Annotated in this window: 11 protein-coding genes; 5 read left to right on the top strand and 6 right to left on the bottom strand. The window is 69.4% G+C overall.

Translation table 11 applies throughout. The annotated features are described in order from the left end of the window. Positions 1 to 41 precede the first annotated feature (41 nt). Entirely contained in the window at positions 42 to 2,249 is a 2,208-nt protein-coding gene (locus AC3A6R_RS19690; protein ID WP_487865314.1) for a copper-transporting P-type ATPase, read from the bottom strand. A gap of 184 nt (positions 2,250 to 2,433) precedes the next feature. Between AC3A6R_RS19690 and AC3A6R_RS19695 the strand changes: the two genes are divergently transcribed. Beyond that, positions 2,434 to 2,832, top strand: a complete 399-nt coding sequence (locus AC3A6R_RS19695; protein ID WP_487861863.1) for an HU family DNA-binding protein — start codon at positions 2,434 to 2,436, stop codon at positions 2,830 to 2,832. A 77-nt stretch (positions 2,833 to 2,909) separates the two neighbouring features. Here AC3A6R_RS19695 and AC3A6R_RS19700 read toward each other — a convergent pair whose 3' ends face one another. Continuing rightward, on the bottom strand, positions 2,910 to 3,818 hold the full coding sequence (locus AC3A6R_RS19700; RefSeq protein WP_487861862.1) for a LysR substrate-binding domain-containing protein: 909 nt from the start codon (positions 3,816 to 3,818) through the stop codon (positions 2,910 to 2,912). A gap of 185 nt (positions 3,819 to 4,003) precedes the next feature. On the opposite strand from AC3A6R_RS19700, the gene AC3A6R_RS19705 reads away from it, so the two are divergent. The 4 genes from AC3A6R_RS19705 (at position 4,004) to AC3A6R_RS19720 (ending at position 12,595) form a co-directional block, all read left to right on the top strand. Beyond that, on the top strand, positions 4,004 to 5,119 hold the full coding sequence (locus tag AC3A6R_RS19705) for a TRAP transporter substrate-binding protein (RefSeq protein WP_487861861.1): 1,116 nt from the start codon (positions 4,004 to 4,006) through the stop codon (positions 5,117 to 5,119). Next, positions 5,116 to 8,091: a bifunctional diguanylate cyclase/phosphodiesterase gene (locus AC3A6R_RS19710; protein ID WP_487861860.1), complete on the top strand. Its 2,976-nt coding sequence runs from the start codon at positions 5,116 to 5,118 to the stop codon at positions 8,089 to 8,091. The genes AC3A6R_RS19705 and AC3A6R_RS19710 overlap by 4 nt, the downstream gene beginning before the upstream one ends. Before the next feature lie 33 nt (positions 8,092 to 8,124). Beyond that, positions 8,125 to 10,533, top strand: coding sequence for a diguanylate cyclase domain-containing protein (locus AC3A6R_RS19715; protein WP_487865315.1), 2,409 nt, complete (start codon positions 8,125 to 8,127; stop codon positions 10,531 to 10,533). 133 nt (positions 10,534 to 10,666) lie between these two features. Further along, positions 10,667 to 12,595, top strand: coding sequence for a hybrid sensor histidine kinase/response regulator (locus AC3A6R_RS19720; protein WP_487865316.1), 1,929 nt, complete (start codon positions 10,667 to 10,669; stop codon positions 12,593 to 12,595). Positions 12,596 to 12,601: 6 nt separating this feature from the next. Here the strand turns inward: AC3A6R_RS19720 and nadE are convergent, their stop codons facing one another. The 4 genes from nadE to AC3A6R_RS19740 are packed head-to-tail and all read right to left on the bottom strand — an operon-like array spanning position 12,602 to position 17,206. After that, positions 12,602 to 13,453, bottom strand: a complete 852-nt coding sequence (nadE, locus tag AC3A6R_RS19725; protein WP_487865317.1) for an NAD(+) synthase — start codon at positions 13,451 to 13,453, stop codon at positions 12,602 to 12,604. A gap of 29 nt (positions 13,454 to 13,482) precedes the next feature. Beyond that, entirely contained in the window at positions 13,483 to 14,664 is a 1,182-nt protein-coding gene (locus AC3A6R_RS19730) for a phospholipase A (protein WP_487861856.1), read from the bottom strand. Next, on the bottom strand, positions 14,661 to 15,104 hold the full coding sequence (locus AC3A6R_RS19735) for a hypothetical protein (protein WP_487861855.1): 444 nt from the start codon (positions 15,102 to 15,104) through the stop codon (positions 14,661 to 14,663). Before AC3A6R_RS19735 ends, AC3A6R_RS19730 begins: the two co-directional genes overlap by 4 nt. After that, a complete protein-coding gene (locus tag AC3A6R_RS19740; protein WP_487865318.1) occupies positions 15,101 to 17,206 on the bottom strand; it encodes an ATP-dependent helicase in 2,106 nt (701 codons plus the stop codon). Before AC3A6R_RS19740 ends, AC3A6R_RS19735 begins: the two co-directional genes overlap by 4 nt. Between the last annotated feature and the right edge of the window lie 70 nt (positions 17,207 to 17,276).

Consider the following 17,276-nt stretch of genomic DNA (forward strand, 5'->3'; position numbering starts at 1 on the left):
GCCCCCTGTCTGTAGGCCGGGTTCGACGGCTGCGTGCGCGGTCACCCTGGACGCCTCGCACCGCGCAGGCGCAGCGCGTTCGCGATCACCGAGGCCGAACTCAGGCTCATCGCAAGCGCCGCCACCATCGGTGACAGAAGCCAGCCCGTGAACGGAAACAGCACGCCCGCGGCCAGCGGAATGCCGAGCGCGTTGTAGAGGAACGCGAAGCCGAGGTTCTGCTTCATGTTGGCGATGGTCTGCTCCGAGATGCTGCGCGCCTCGGCGATGCCGCGCAGGTCGCCCTTGACCAGCGTGACCTGGGCGCTGTTCATCGCCACGTCGGTGCCGGTGCCCATGGCCACGCCGACGTCGGCCCGGGCGAGCGCGGGCGCATCGTTGATGCCGTCGCCCGCCATCGCGACGATGCGTCCCTCGCGCTGCAGCCGCTCGACCAGCGCCAGCTTGTCGGCCGGCTTGACTTCGCCGTGCACCTCGCCGATGCCCAGCTTCGACGCCACCGCGCGCGCCGTGGTGAGCCCGTCGCCCGTCGCCATGATCACGCGCAGGCCCGAGGCCTGCAGCGCCGCGAGCGCCTCCGCGGTGGTGGCCTTGACCGGGTCGGACACCGCGAGCAGGCCGGCGAGGCGATCGTCGACCGCGAGGAACATCACGCTCGCGCCTTCGCGGCGCAGCGTTTCGGCCTGCGGCTCGAGCGCATCGACCGCCACCCCGAGCCGGTCCATCAGCGCCGTGTTGCCGAGCGCGAGCCGGCGGCCCTCGACGCTGCCGCTCACGCCGATGCCGCTTTCGGAATCGAAGCCGTCGGGCGCGGTGAGCCGCAGGCCGCGCTCGCGCGCCGCCGCCACGATGGCATGCGCAAGCGGATGCTCGCTGCCCTGGTCGAGGCTGGCCGCGAGGTGCAGCACCTCGTCGTCGCCGAAGCCGGCAGCCGCCGCCGTGCGTTCGAAGCGCGGCCGGCCTTCGGTTAGCGTGCCGGTCTTGTCGACGATGAGCACATCGACCCGGCGGAAGTTCTCGATCGCGGCCGCGTCGCGGAACAGCACGCCACGGGTGGCCGCCTTGCCCGTGGCCACCATGATCGACATCGGCGTGGCCAGGCCGAGCGCGCAGGGGCAGGCGATGATGAGCACCGACACCGCATTGATGAGCCCGTGGGTCCAGCTCGGCGCCGGCCCGAGGAAGCCCCAGGCGAAGAAGGTCGCCACCGCGATGCCGATCACGGCCATCACGAACCAGCCCGCCACGTGGTCGGCCATGCGCTGCATTGGCGCGCGCGAGCGCTGGGCCTGCGCCACCATCTGCACGATGCCCGCGAGCACCGTCTGCGAGCCGACCTTTTCCGTCTGCATCACGAGCGCGCCGTGGGTGTTGAGCGTGGCGCCGATGAGCTTGTCGCCGGCGCGCTTGCCTACCGGCAGCGGTTCGCCGGTCAGCATCGATTCGTCGACCGCGCTCTCGCCCTCGACCACCACGCCGTCCACCGGCACCTTCTCGCCGGGGCGAACGCGCAGGCGGTCGCCGACATGCACATGCGCGATCGGGATGTCTTCCTCGGTGCCGTCGGCACCGATGCGCCGCGCCGTGCGGGGTGCGAGCCCGAGCAGCGACTTGATTGCGGCCGAGGTCTGCGAGCGCGCCTTGAGTTCGAGGATCTGGCCCAGCAGCGTGAGCGAGACGATCACCGCCGCTGCCTCGAAGTACACCGCCACACGGCCCATCGACATGAACGACGCGGGAAACACCTGCGGCGCCATCGTGGCCACCACGCTGTAGGCGAAGGCCGCAGCGGTACCCAGGCCGATGAGCGTCCACATGTTGGGGCTGCGGTGCGCCACCGACTGCGCGGCCCGCACGAAGAAGGGCCAACCCGCCCACAGCACGATCGGCACCGAGAGCACCAGCTCGATCCAGCTCTGCGTGGCCATGTCGAACCACTGCAGGCGGTGCCCGGCCATCGCGAGCACCGCCACCGCGACCGTGAGCGGCAGCGTCCAGAAGAAGCGGCGCTGGAAGTCGCGCAGTTCCGGGTCGCCCTTGCCGTCGCCGTCCTCGTCCAGGCTCGGCATCTCGGGTTCGAGCGTCATGCCGCACTTTGGGCAGTTGCCCGGGTGATCCTGGCGGACCTCGGGGTGCATGGGGCAGGTGTAGACCGTCCCCTCGGCCGCGGCCTCGGCCGGCGCTTCGCGGTGTGCTTGCGGGCCGTGGTGGCGATGATCGTGGTGATCGTGGTGGTGCGTACCGTTCATTCGAGTGCTCCTGCTGCGGAAGAACGCCAGTCTCCACCTTGACATGGTGTGAATGTCAAGCGCCCGAAGGGCCTCCGCGCGAGGTCCGCAGCGCGCGTGCGCTACACTCCGCGCCGCTTGCAGCCGTGTCCAGCGCTGCGCCGTCATTGGCAACATGACGAGAACAAACCAAAGGAAATTTCAAGTGAACCGTATCGAACTGGTCGAAAAGATCGCCACCGCCCACAACGTCAGCAAGGCAGAAGCCGCCCGCATCCTGGAGACCGTCACCGGTTCCATCATCGCCGCCGTGAAGAAGGGCGACCCCGTGCAGCTCATCGGCTTCGGCACCTTCAAGCAAGTGGCCCGTGCCGCACGCACCGGCTTCAACCCGCAAGCCGGCGCCAAGATCAAGATCGCCGCGCAAAAGGTGCCGAAGTTCGTGCCGGGCGCTGCCTTCAAGGCCGCGATCGACCCGAAGGCTGCGAAGCGCAAGGCCGAGAAGGCTGCGGCCAAGCCCGTCGCCAAGAAGGCCGCACCGGCCAAGAAGGCTGTCGCACCGGCCAAGAAGGCTGCCGCGCCCGCCAAGAAGGCCAAGAAGTAATTGGCACGAACGCAGCCGCTGCTGGCTGCGCGCCAAAGAAAACGGCCCCTCGGGGCCGTTTCTTTTTTGGCCGCGCCTCAGCCGAGGCTGGACATGCGCGCGAGGATCAGGTCGTGCAGCGTCTGCGCCGCCACCGACAGGCTGCCTTCGCGGCGCTGCACGAGGTAGATGGTTCGCGTCAGGCCGGGCAGCGGCAGCGGCCGGGTCACGAGCGTGTCGCGCCGGAAGTGGAACAGCGTGAGCGCAGGCACCACGCTGATGCCGATGCCGGCCTCCACCAGGCCCATGACGGTGGCCAGGTGCTCGACCTCGAACACCGCGTTGAGCCTGAGCGGATGCAGCGCGGCATCGAGCGACTGGCGCACGCTGCTGTTGCGTGCCATCTGGATGAAGGGCCACGGCGCCAGCTGCCTGGCGGTGAGCCGCGACACCGTGGCGAGCGGATGGTCCTTGCGGCACACCAGGTGGAAGCGGTCGTCGCAGAGCTTGCGCCCGCGCAGGTCGCTCGCCGCGGCCGCGCCGGCACCGGTGGCGGCGAGCGCGAAGTCGGCCTGGTGGTTGCGCAATTGGGCGATGCAGGCGTCCGACAGCGCATCGTGCAGCTCGACCGTGATGCCCGGCCAGGCCTGCATGAACTCCGACAGCACGGCCGGCAGCCAGCCCGCCGCGAGCGAGGGCAGGGCCGCGATGCTCACGCGGCCCTTGCGCCGCTCGGCATGGTCGGCCAGGTCGCCGATCGCGTCCTGCATGTCGTCGAGCAGCCGGCGCGCCGAGGGCTCGAACAGGCGGCCCTCGGGCGTGAGCTGCACGCTGCGGGTGTCGCGGTCGAACAGGCGCGCGCCCAGGGTTTGCTCGAGCGTGCGGATCAGGGCGCTGAACGCAGGCTGCGACAGGTGGCAGGTCTGCGCCGCGCGCGTGAAGTTGCGCTGGTCGGCCAGCGCCATGAAGGCGCGCAGCTGGCGGGAAGAAAGGTCGGGCGCGGACATCGGCGTGCGTGCGTGCGGGGGATCGGAAGGGGGGCGGTGCGCAACGGAAATTCAGGCCTGTCGATGGTAGGCCCGTGCCCTGGACGCAACATGCATTTGTGCGTGTCGACCGCCGCTGGCGGAAAATCGGTGATTCTGTAAAAAAATTGTGACTTGAAGCACTTTTCGGCATCATGATCCGGGCGATGAAGTCCGGCGCAGCACCTCTGGCCTGGCGGCATACCCTCGGGGTGCATGTTGCCGCTCTCTTTCTGGCTATCGCGGCGACGAGCAGCGGGGCGCAGCCGTCTGCGCCCGCGCCTGTGCCGGCATCCGCGTCCGCCCCTGTGCGGCTGCGCATCGTCGGCGGCTTGGGCGGCCTGAACCAGTACACGCGCCACGAGGCGCGCTTCTGGAACGAGGATCTGCGGCGGCTGAGCAACGGCAAATACGACGCGTCCATCGTTGCGTTCAACCAGGCCGGCGTCCCGGGGCAGGAGATGCTCAATCTCATCCGGATCGGTGTGATCCCGTTCGGCACCGCGCTGCTGAGTCAGGTCAGCAACGAGTACCCCGAGCTGGGGGCACCCGACATCGCGGGCCTGAATCCCGACATGGGCACGCTGCGCCGGGTCGTCGCTGCTTTCCGGCCGTACCTCGAACGCACGCTGCGCGAACGGCACGGCGTCGAGTTGCTGGCCGTGTACGCCTATCCGGCCCAGGTGATCTTCTGCAGGCAGCCCGTGAAGCAGCTGTCCGACCTGGCGGGACGGCGCGTGCGCGTCTCGGGCAACACCCAGGCCGACTTCGTCCGCGCGCTCGGTGCGGTGCCGGTGTTCACCGAATTCACCGAGGTCATCGCCAACATCCAGTCGGAGAACACCCAGTGCGCCATCACGGGCGCGATGTCAGGCAATGCGCTGGGGCTGCACAAGGTGACCCAGTCGCTCTACACCATGCCCCTCAGCTGGGGCATCGCGGTGTTCGGCGCCAACGCCGACGCATGGAGCACGCTGCCGCCCGAGCTGCAGGCGCTGCTGCGGCGAGAACTGCCGAAGCTCGAGGCGGAAGTCTGGCGCGAGTCGGAGCGCGACACCGGCCACGGCATCGCCTGCAACACGGGCGCGGACGCCTGCACCTCGGGCAGCAAGGGGGCGATGGTCGAGGCCCGCCCGTCGGCCGAGGACGACAAGCGTCGGCGCGAGATCTTTGCCGGCACCGTGCTGCCGAAATGGCTGCAGCGCTGTGGCGGGACCTGCGTCGAGGTCTGGCAGCAGACCATCGGCCCCCTGGTCGGCATCAAGGCGCCAGTCGGCCAGTGAACAAGCCGCTGCCCAGCCGCATCACCAGTTTCGTCGTCGGCGTGGCGGGGCTGTTCCTCATGGCCGTCGTAGCGGTGGCGGGCTTCATGACCTGGCAGCTGCGCGAAAGGGCGATCGGCGAGGCCGAGGCGCATGCGGTGCAGTTCATCAACGCCTCGGAAGCGGCGCTCAATCGCGGGCTGCTCGGGGTGGACGTGCTGCTCGCGGGATTCGGGCAGTTCCTGCGCAAGTCGAACGAGGCCACCGTGGCGCGCGACATCGCCCAGCCGGAAACTGCGCAGCTGATCGAGAACGTGGTGCGCCAGAGCCTGCTGGTGCGGTACGTCGCTTTTCTGACGCCGGAGGGCTCGGTGGTGGGTTCGTCCGACCGCCGGGGCGCGGGGTTGACCGTGCATCTGCCGGAGCGCTTTCTGAAGGAGATCCTAGACCGGCCCGGCTCGATGCTCGCCATCAGCACGCCCACGGTGAGCCCGACGACCTCGCAGCAGGTGCTGTTCTTTGCGCGCGTGCTTCGCCTGGACGACGGCAGCAGGCTGGTCGCGGTGGCCGAGGTGCAGGTCTCCATGCTCACCACCGTGCTTGCGCAGGGCGCCAGCATCCGGGGGCTCGAGGTCACGCTGGAGCGCGAGGGCGGCCGGCTGCTCGCCAGCATTCCGCCGCGCGACGACCTGGCCGGCCGGACACTGATGCCGATCCTCACCGAGCAGGCGAGCGACGGGCACCCCCGGCGCATGACGTCGCGGCTCGGCGGCAAGCCGGCCATCGTGGCGGCGCGTCCCGGGCTCTACCGGAACCTGGTGATCGTCGCGAGCATTCCGCTCGACGCGGCGCTCGAGGGCTGGCGCCGGGAGCGCAACGTGATCATGAGCGCAGCGCTGGCCTTTGCGCTGCTGATCCTCGGCATCGGCTATTTCGCCATGACGCAGCTGCGGCGCCAGTGGCGCGCCCGCACGGAGCTGGTGCGCTCGAAGGCAACGCTCGACCAGGCGCTCGAATCGATGGTCGACGGCTTCGTGCTGCTCGACCCGCAGGACCGCGTCGTCACCTGGAACCGCCGCTTCGTCGACTACTTCCCGTGGGCCGAGCCCCAGCTCGCGCCGCTCGTGCCGTTCGAACGCATCGACGAGGAGAACGCCCGTCACCTGCTCGCGCAGAACGACCAGGAGCTCACGATGCTCAACGGCCAGGTGATCCTCGAGGTGAAGAGCCCCACGCCTGACGGCGGTATGGTGTGCGTCTACCGCGACGTCACCGAGAAGAAGCGCCACGTCGCCGACATCCTCGAGGGCAAGGCACAGCTGCAGGCCACGCTCGACGCGCTGCCCGACGTGCTGCTCGAAGCCGGCATCGACGGCCGCTGCTACCGCTTCCATTCGCCGCGCCGCCCCAAGCCGTCGATCAAGGTGCGCGAGCCGGTGGGCAAGCTGATGTCGGACCTGCTGCCGAAGAATGCCGCCGCCGAGGTGATGGTGGCGCTGCGCGATGCCTTCGAAACCGGCTTCTCGTCGGGGCGGCAGTTCGAGAACCGCGCGGCACGCGGCACCACCTGGTTCGAGATTTCGGTCTCGCGCAAGCTGATCGGCGAGGGCGCCGCCGCGCGATTCATCGTCATCCTGCGCGACATCACCGAGGCCAAGCTGGCCGCACGCGAGATCGAGCACCTGGCCTTCTACGACATTCTTACCGGCCTGCCGAACCGCCGGCTGCTGCTGCACAGGCTGCAGTCCACGGTCGACGCGAACGTCCGGCGGTCGCGCCATGGTGCGCTGCTGTTCCTTGACCTGGACGACTTCAAGACGCTCAACGATGCGCTCGGCCACGCCACCGGCGATGCGCTGCTCAAGCAGGTGGCCGTGCGGCTGCAGGACTGCCTGAGCGAAGGCGGCACGGTCGCGCGGCTCGGCGGCGACGAGTTCGTGGTGCTGCTCGAGAACCTGAGCGACGATGGCGCCGTGGCGGCCATGCAGGCCAATGCGGTCGGCGAGGCCGTGCTCGCGAGCATCAACCGCATGTTCCAGCTCGACGACCACCAGTACCACAGCACCTGCAGCATCGGCGCCGTGGTCTTCAGCGGCGCGAACCAGTCGCTCGAAGACCTGCTCAAGCAGGCCGACATCGCGATGTACTACGCCAAGTCCGCGGGCGGCAATGCGCTGCGCTTCTTCGAGACGGCGATGCAGACGGCGATCACCGCGCGCGCGACGCTCGAGAGCGAGCTGCATGCGGCCATCCAGGGCGAGCAGTTCGTGCTGCACTACCAGAGCCAGGTCGCGGCCGACGGCCGCATCGTGGGCGCCGAGGTGCTGATTCGCTGGGAGCATCCGGCACGCGGCCTGGTGCAGCCCGGCGGGTTCATCGAACTCGCGGAGGAGACCGGCCTCATCGTGCCGATCGGCATGTGGGTGCTCGAGACCGCCTGCAGGCAGCTCGAGTGCTGGCGCCACGACCCCAAGCGCAGCCACCTGCGGCTCGCGGTGAACGTGAGCGCGCGCCAGTTCCGCACCGACGATTTCGTCGACCGCGTGCGCGACGTGCTGCACCGCACCGGCGCCGACCCGACGCGGCTGGAGCTCGAGCTCACCGAGACCCTGCTGCAGGAGAAGGTGGCCGACACCATCGAGAAGATGCAGGCGCTCGCGGCGCTGGGCGTGCGCTTCTCGATGGACGACTTCGGCACCGGCTATTCGTCGCTCTCGTACATGACGCAGCTGCCGCTCAACCAGATCAAGATCGACAAGTTCTTCGTGCAGAAGGTCGGCGTCGACCCGAAGGTGCAGATGATCATCCAGGCCATCATCGGCATGGCGCGCAACCTCGACCTCGAGATCGTCGCGGAAGGCGTCGAGACCGAGGCGCAGTTCGCGTTCCTTCAGGCTGCGCATGTCGAGATGTTGTGCCAGGGCTACCTGTTCAGCAGGCCGGTGCCGCTCGCGCAGTTCGAAGCGCTGCTTGACGTCGAGATGGCGGGCTGAAGGCCGCCGCCCCAGCACATCGAAGCCCCGACCATGCCCGCCCGCCGCTTCCACCTGCCCCGGCTCAGCCTGCGCGCGCGCATGTCGGCGGGCGTGGCGGCGTTCGTCTTCCTCACGGCGGTGGGGGTCACCGCGGCGGCGCTGTACCTGGTCAAGCGCAGCATGCAGGCTGCCATCGTCGACGAGGAGTTCGAGCGCATCTCGCAGATCGCCGATGCAGTGGACCAGAAGTTCCGCGCCCGGCGCACTCTGCTGAAGACCTTCGGCGACAGCATCGAGACCCACCGCCTCCAGGGCGCCGCAGGGCTGCAGGATCTCCTCGTGCAGCACAGGGCGCTGAAGGAGACCTTCGACAACATCGCGATCGCCGACCGCGCGGGGGAGATCGTGGCCAACTTCAACGGCGCGCACCAGATCGGCAAGGCCAACGTGGCCGACCGCGAGTACTTCGAGCGCACCGTGGCGGGCAAGGCCGGCGTGATCTCGAAGCCCTTTCGCAACCGCATCAACGGCCTGCCGCAGATCGCGATGACCGAGCCCGTGCTCGACGCGGCGGGGGAGGTGGCCTTCGTCATCTCGGCCTTCGTCAACCTCAGCGCGACGAACTTCCTCGGCGAGCTCGCGAACGTGCGCTTCGGCGGCAGCGGCTACATGTTCATCACGAGTCTCGACGGCATCGTCATCGACGACCCCGACGAGTCCCGGCTCCTGCAGCATGCGGTGGACGGCGGCGCCGACAGCGAGGCGCTCGGGCGCGCGCTCGCGGGCTTCGAGGGCACCTTCGAGGCGCCCGACCGCGGCGGTACACCCGGGCTCTATGCCTTCAAGCGCATCCGCGAGACCGACTGGGTGCTCGGCGCGATGTATCCGCGCGAGGAGGCGTTCTCTCGCATTGCGCAGGTCGAGCGCTTCGCCTGGCTCGGCACCTTCCTGCTGACGCTGCTGGCCGGCGGTTTCGCGTTCGCCGCCTCGCGCGCGCAGCTTGCGCCTCTCGCGCGGCTGCGCCAGCACATGCAGGTCTCGCGCACCGCCGACGACTACGCGCCGATGAAGGACGCGCCGCCGAAGGACGAGGTCGGCGACCTGTCGCGCACCTTCGACCTGCTGATGCAGGAGCGCCAGGCCTCGCAGCAGAAGCTGGCCGAGAGCGAGCGCTTCCTGCGCGACGTGACCGACCACCTGCCGGCGGTGGTGGCCTACTTCGACCGCGATGACCGCTGCCTGTTCGCCAATGCGGCCGGGCTCGCGATGCGCGGCCGCACGCACGCCGACATCGGCCGCATGACGATGCGCGATGCGCTGCCCGACGCGGTCTACCGCCAGCTCGAGCCGCAGATCGCGAAAGTGCTCCAGGGCACCCCGTCGCGCACCGAGGGCACCTACGAGCGGCGTGGCAGGGAGGGCTTCTTCGAATGCCACCTGGTGCCCGACCTGCGCGACGGCGGCGAACTCGCCGGCTACTACGTGATGACCTTCGACGTCACGCAACGCAAGCTGGCCGAGATGCGCAGCGCCGAAAGCGAGCGGCGCCTGCGCGGCCTCACCGACGGCGTTCCGGCGCTGCTGACCGAAGTCGACCGCGACGAGCGCGTGGTGTTCTGCAACGGCAGGTACCGGACCTGGCTCGGCGTGGAGCCCGACGCGCAGGTGGGCCGCCCCTTGCGCGATGCGCTCGGCGAGGCGCAGTACCTGCAGCGCAAGCCGTTCCTCGTGCGCGCCTTTGCGGGCGAGGTGGTGAGCTTCGAGCAGCCCGCCAGCCTGCTGATCGGCGAGCGCATCCTGCAGACCACCTACCTGCCGCACATGGACGCCGAAGGCGCGGTGGTCGGCCTGTACATCCTGGCCAACGACGTGACCGAACTCAAGCGCCAGCAGATGCAGCTCGACGCACTGGCGCGCGAGGATGCGCTCACGGCGCTGCCGAACCGCCGCTCGTTCGAGGAGCACCTGCGCGATGCCATTGCGCGCTCGCGGCGCTCGGGGCTGCCGGTCTGCCTGCTGTTCCTCGACGTCGACTACTTCAAGACCATCAACGATTCGCTGGGCCATGCAGCCGGCGACGCGGTGCTGAAGGAGTTCGGCCGGCGACTGCGCCAGAGCGTGCGCGAGACCGACATGGCGGCGCGCTATGCGGGCGACGAGTTCGTGATTCTGCTCGAGGCGGTGTCCGATCCGGCCGACGGGCCACTCGTGGCGGGCAAGGTGCTGGCGGCGATGCGGCCGGCGTTCGAGCTGCCGAGCCGAAGCCTGCAGGTCACGACCAGCATCGGCATCGCGGTGTCGGAGCCCGAGGAAGACTTCGTCTCGCTGCTGGCGCGCGCCGACACGGCGCTGTATGTGGCCAAGAAAGAAGGGCGCAACCGCTTCATGCTGGCCGCGCCCCGGTCGCCTTCGCCCGACGGCACCCCACGGTGGCCGCGCCAGGAGTCGACGGGCGCATGAAGCGCGTGGAGAGCGATTTGCGCCTTGTCCTACGCCGAAAGCATCGGTGCCTGCCTAAATTGACGCCACCGTTGCACGATGGCGAGCAGGATGCCTGTCGCCCCGACGCACGGACCCTGGAGGAGAAAGCGCAATGACGGATTTCGGCGGCGGGAGTGCCCCCTTGAGCCAACGCACTCTGACCGACGCCGACTTCCGGCTGATGGTCGATACGGTCGTCGACTATGCCATCGCCGTGCTGGACCCCGGCGGCATCGTCATCAGCTGGAACGACGGCGCCCGCCTGCTTAACGGCTACGAGGCGACCGAGGTGCTCGGACGCCATTTCTCGCTCATCTACCCGAGCGAGATGCTCGACCAGAATCTGCCCGAGCAAGAACTCGAGACCGCGCGCGAGGCCGGCCGCGTCGAGCAGGAAGGCTGGCGCCTGCGCAAGGACGGCACGCGCTTCTGGGCCAGCGTCGTCATCACGCGCATGAACGGCAGCAACGGCGAGGTGCGCGGCTTCTCGTTGATCTGCCGCGACCTGAGCGAGCGCCGCCGGCAGGACGAGATGCTGCGGCTGAGCGAGGAGCGCTTTCGGCTGCTGGTGGAGGGCGTGAAGGACTATGCGATCTTCATGCTCGACCCGGGCGGCCACGTCGTGAGCTGGAACCTCGGCGCGCAGAAGAACAAGGGCTACGAGGCCGCGGAGATCATCGGTCAGCATTTCTCCAAGTTCTATCCGCCCGAAGTCGCTGCCACCGGCTGGCCTGAACTCGAATTGCGAAATGCGCTGCGCGACGGCCGCTTCGAGGACGAGGGCTGGCGCGTGCGCAAGGACGGCAGCCGCTTCTGGGCCAGCGTGGTGATCACCGCGCTGCACGACGCGAGCGGCCGGCATCGCGGCTTCGCCAAGGTCACGCGCGACCTGACCGAGCGGCGCCGCGTGACCGCGCTCGAGGATGAAGGGCGGCGCGTCACGAACTTTCTCGCGATGCTCGGGCACGAACTGCGCAACCCGCTCGCGCCGATCTCGAACGCGCTCGAACTGCTCAAGCGTGAGAAGACCGAATCGGCCGTGGTGCTCCACACCCGCGACATCATCGGGCGGCAGCTGCGCCAGATGACCCGCCTCGTCGACGACCTGCTCGACGTGGGGCGCATCACCAGCGGAAAGGTCCATCTCGAGAGCAAGCCGCTCCGGCTGCGCGACGCTGTCGCGCAGGCCATCGAGGCGGTGCGGCCACTGATCACGAGCAAGTCGCAGACCCTGCATTTCCCCCGCGGCGAGGCCGACCCGTGGATCGCCGGCGACAGCGCGCGCGTCATCCAGATCGTGAGCAACCTGATCCACAACGCGGCCAAGTTCACCCAGAGCGGCGGCAACATCCATGTGTCGCTGACCCAGGCCGGGAGCGATGCCGACATCAGCGTGCGCGACGACGGCCCGGGCATCCAGCCCAAGGACCTGCAGCGCATCTTCGACCTGTTCGTGCAGGGCGAGCAGGACGTGGCCCGGTCGCAGGGCGGTCTGGGCCTGGGGCTCAGCCTGGTGCAGCAGCTGGTCACGCTGCACGGCGGGCGCGTCAGCGCGTTCAGCACCGGCCGGGCCGGCGAGGGCAGCGAGTTCGTGGTGCAGTTCCCCGCCACGCCCGCTCCGGCGACCACGCTCGAATCCGAGCCGCGGCCCGTGGGCGAGCAGCGGGTGCTGGTGGTGGACGACAACAAGGACGCCGCGGAGACCATGGCGCTGCTGCTGGAGGCACTGGGCTACCGGTCGAGCATCGCGCACGATGGGCTCAGCGCCATCGAAGCGGTGAAGGCGCAGGACCCCGACGTGGTGCTGCTGGACATCGGCCTGCCCGATCTGAGCGGCCACGAAGTGGCGCGGCGGCTGCGCGCCGAGCTGGTCAATCCGCCGGCGCTGATCGCGATCACCGGCTATGGGCAGGCGAGCGACCGCGACACCAGCCTCGAGGTGGGCTTCAAGGCCCACATGACGAAGCCGGTCGACGTCGACCGGCTTTCGGCGCTGCTCGAGCGCCTGCTGGCGCCCAAGGCAGGCGGCGCGGGCGGGTAGCCGGGCTCAGCCCGCGTGCGGCGGCTCGACCGGCAGTGCGCGCTTGTGTGCGCTCTTGCGGTGCGTGGCCAGGATGATGTCGCGCGCCGCGGCCGCCACGGGCTTGCCTTCGAGGAAATCGTCGATCTGCTCGTAGCTGACGCCGAAAGCGTCTTCGTCGGGCTTCTGCGGCACCAGCGATTCCAGGTCGGCCGTGGGCACCTTGAAGACCAGTTCCTGCGGCGCACCGAGCTGCTGCGCGAGCGCGCGCACGCGGCGCTTGTTGAGCCCGCTGAGCGGCGTCACGTCGGCCGCGCCGTCGCCGAACTTGGTGAAGAAGCCCATCAGCGCCTCGGCCGCGTGGTCGGTGCCGACGACGATGCCGTCGTGCGCGCCGGCCACCGCGAACTGCGCGATCATGCGCTGGCGCGCCTTGATGTTGCCGAGCACGAAGTCCTCGTGCCCGGGGTCGCGGAACCCGAGCTCGCCGGCCTTCACCGCCGCGAGCATGGCGTCGGCCGCGGGCCGGATGTCGACCGTGAGCGTGCGGTCGGGCGCGATCACCGCGAGCGAGCGCTGCGCCTCGGCTTCGTCCTTCTGCACGCCGTAGGGCAGGCGCATCGCGATGAACGTGGCCGCATGGCCCTCGGCGCGCAGGCGCTCGACCGTGCGCTGTGCGAGGCAGCCCGCGACCAGCGAATCGACGCCGCCGCTGATGCCGAGCACCAGCGCCTTCAGGCCCGTGCCGCGCAGGTAGTCGGCCAGAAACGTCACGCGCCGCTCGACTTCGGCCGCGGCATCGAACACCGGCACCACGTTCAGCGCCGCGATGATCTCGCGCTGCCTGGCGTCCACGGCAGCAAGTTCGCCATCACTCATGATCTGCTCCTTCGTCTGTGTGCAAGCGATTAGAAATCCACCAGGCTCAGGCCGATGCTCAGCACGGTGCGCCGGCGGTTGTAGTCCACCAGCGTATCGCCGTAGCCGTGGAACAGCTGCGTGTGGAAGCGCAGGTTGCTCTTGGTCGGGTCGCCGATGGCCTTGAGCCATTCGAGCCGCACCGAGCCGCGGCCGCTGTCGCGCAGGTTGTGGCGCACGGTGATGCCGAGCGTGTTGTCGCGGTCGAGGTTCCAGCGGCCCGTGACCTCGGCGCGGCCGATGTAGCTCGAGATGTCGGGGTTGTCGTCCTTCTCGGCACCCTCGGAGAGACGCTGCCAGATGCGTCCCGTGATGTTGAAGCGGTCGCCGAGCTCGGCGCCGCCCATCAGGTAGACGCGGTTCCAGCTGCGCGACAGCGGCAGGCTCTGGCCGTTCGACTGGTGCACCAGGCCCACGCCCGCATAGCGCCAGCGCCAGCCGCCGGGCAAGGCGAAGTCGAGCGGGTACACGTACATCAGCTCGGGTTCGTGGTCGGTGGTGCGGAACGGGCGCGAGAGCTCGCCGTTGAAGAGCTGCCAGGTCGACTGCTGCGAGTAGGCGAACCACAGCGAGTCCTTCCGGGCCGGGTCGTTCTGCGTGAGCAGGCCCTGCGCGAGCTTGGTGCGCACCGACAGGCCGATGCGCATCTCGTGGGCCTGGTAGGCCACGGGCGTGCCGGTGTGGCCTTCGGACGGCGAGGTGGGCACGTCGGGCTTGCTGGTGGCGGCCGAGGCGGACACGTTGAGCGGGCGGTAGCCGCGGAACACGAAGGTGCCGCAATCGCTGCCGGTCTCGAGCTCCCAGAAGCGCGACAGGATCGAGTACTGGCGGTCGCGGCAGCCCTCGCTGGTGGCGACCGAGACCACGCGCGTCGCCGGCATCGAGGCATCCACCGGGGTTCCCGGCTGGGTGCTGGCCAGCACCGGCGGTGCCACCGGCACCGACACCGCCGGCAGCGTCTGCTGCTGCGCCCAGCGGTCGAAGCAGGCCAGGCGCGCCTCGTTGTTGGTGCCGAGCGCGGTGCACTGCTGCCAGGTCAGCTGCGCATCGGCGAGCGGGCTCGCCGGCTTGTCGACGGCCTGCGCGCCGGCAAGCGTTGCCGCGAAGAGGCCGGGCACCAGCAGCAGGCCGGCGGTGAAGGGGGGGCGGTGGCGATGGGGGAGGGGTTTCATTTTTTCTCTGCGGTCCGTTCCGTCTTGGTGAGCGTGAAGGGATGGGTGCTGTCGTCGTCGGCGTTGCGCCATGTGCCGGTGAACTCGCGGCCGCACGAGGCTGGCCGGAGCGTGCCCGACCAGACGCCCGTGATGCGGCGGCCGTCGCGCGATTCGTCGATCGCGAGCGTGCCTTCGTCGTCGACGTCGCCCGCGAGCTGGGCCACCGAGGCGTCGGCGCGCGTGACGGTGCCGCGCACGCCGGCGTATTCGGGATGGCGGTCGAGCCGCACCGAGGCCGTGCCGGCCTGGCCGTCGAAGCGGGCCTGCCAATCGCCGTAGAGGGCGTCGACCGGCAGTTCGCGCGCGGTCGCGGGGCAGCCGGGCGGCGCTCCTGGCGCGGCGCAGCCCGCTGCGAGTGCGGCCGCGGCCAACAGCGCAAGCATCCGCTGCGGCTTCATGGCGCGGCGGCAGCGGCCGCGGCGGCCGCTGCGCTGTCCTGGGCCTTGCGCGCGAACTCGGCGCGCAGTGCCTTGAGCTTCTCGCGCGGGTCCTCGCGCGTGGTGGCCTTGTCCAGGCCCATCTCGGCGATGAAGCGGCTCGGCACGCAGGGCACCATCTCGCGGCCTTGCTTGCGCTTCTTGGTCCAGCTTACCGCCAGGCTGTGCTGCGCGCGCGTGATGCCCACGTACATGAGGCGGCGCTCTTCCTGCAGCCGCTGCAGTGTCTCGTCGCTGACCTTCAGCTGGCGGCCGTTGTCGTCCTCGAGCTTGAACGGCAGCAGCCCCTCGGTCACGCCGATCAGCATCACGTGCGGCCATTCGAGGCCCTTGGAGGCGTGCAGCGTCGAGAGCGTGACCACGTTCTGGTCCTGCTCGCGCTCGCTGATGGTCGACAGCAGCGAGATGGTCTGCGCCACCTCGAGCAGGCTCTTGCGCTCGGTCTCGATGTTGCTGTCGGCGCCCGAGGTGTCGTCGATCGTGCCGCCCGCACGCAGCGACATCCAGTCGACGAACTCCATCACGTTGGTCCAGCGCGCGGCCGCGGCCTGCTCGCTGTCTTCGCCGTCGTAGAGGTGCTGCTCGTAGCCGATCTCCTTGAGCCACTCGAGCATGAAGGTGCGCGAGTCCTCGGCGCCCATGGTGCGGCGCGCGCGGTATTCGAGGTCGTTGATGTAGCGGCCGAACTCGTGCAGGCCATCGAGCGCGCGCTTGGGCACCACGCTCGGCAGCGACGGGCTGAACAGCGCCGCGAACAGGCTCAGCTTGTACTGGCTCGCGAATGTGCCCAGGCTCGCGATCGTGGTGTGGCCGATGCCGCGCTTGGGCGTGGTGATGGCGCGCAGGAACGCCGGGTCGTCGTCGTTGTTGACCCAGAGGCGGAACCAGCCGCAGAGGTCCTTGATCTCGGCGCGGTCGAAGAAGCTCTGGCCGCCCGAGACCTTGTAGGGGATCTGCGCGCGGCGCAGCGCCTGTTCGAGCACGCGCGCCTGGTGGTTGGCGCGGTAGAGGATCGCGAAGTCGCGGAACTCCTTGTACTGCTTGCCCTGCGTGGTCGCATCACCCGCGCGCAGGCTCACGATGCGTGCCACCGCGCGCTCGGCCTCGTGCGCCTCGGAGTCGGCATCGACGATGCGCACCGGCTCGCCTTCGCCGAGCTCGGAGAACAGCGTCTTCGGGAACAGCTTCGGGTTCGGGCCGATCACGTTGTTGGCCGCGCGCAGGATCGCGCTGGTCGAGCGGTAGTTCTGTTCGAGCTTGATGACCTTGAGCGTCGGGTAGTCGACCGGCAGCCGGCGCAGGTTGTCGAGCGTGGCACCGCGCCAGCCGTAGATCGACTGGTCGTCGTCGCCCACCGCGGTGAAGCGGCCGCGCTCGCCGGCCAGCGCCTTGAGCACTTCGTACTGCGTGGCGTTGGTGTCCTGGTATTCGTCCACCAGGACGTGGCCCAGCGCGGCCTGCCACTTGGCGCGCACTTCATCGAAGTCGCGCAGGAGCTTGAGCGGCATGCCGATCAGGTCGTCGAAGTCGACGCTCTGGTAGGCCGTGAGCCGCTCTTCGTAGCGCCCCATGATGCGCGCGGTGATGCGCTCGTTGTCGTCGGCCGCGGCGGCCTCGGCCTGGGCCGCGGTCAGGCCCATGTTCTTCCACTTGCTGATGGTCCATTGCCAGATGCGTGCGGTGGCCGCATCGGTGGTGCCGCCCGCATCCTTGAGGATCTTCGTCACGTCGTCGCTGTCGAGGATGCTGAACGCCGGCTTCAGCCCGAGCACGGCGCCGTCTTCGCGCATCATGCGCACGCCGAGCGCGTGGAAGGTGCAGATCACCACCTTCCGCGCGTCGCGCCCGATCAGCTCCTTGGCGCGCTCGCGCATTTCGCTCGCAGCCTTGTTCGTGAAGGTGATCGCCGCGATGCGCTTGGGTTCGAGCCCGGCCTGGATCAGCCGCCCGATCTTGTGCGTGATCACGCGCGTCTTGCCCGAGCCCGCCCCCGCCAGCACGAGGCAGGGGCCGTGCATGTAGTTGACAGCTTCTTGTTGGGCGAGGTTGAGACCGGAGGACATGGAGCGTGGGAACCGACGAAAGGCCGCAACGGGAATGGCGGCGCGAAAGCGGGCAATGATACGGGCCGGC

Source organism: Variovorax sp. Soil_C_19 (assembly GCF_057657255.1).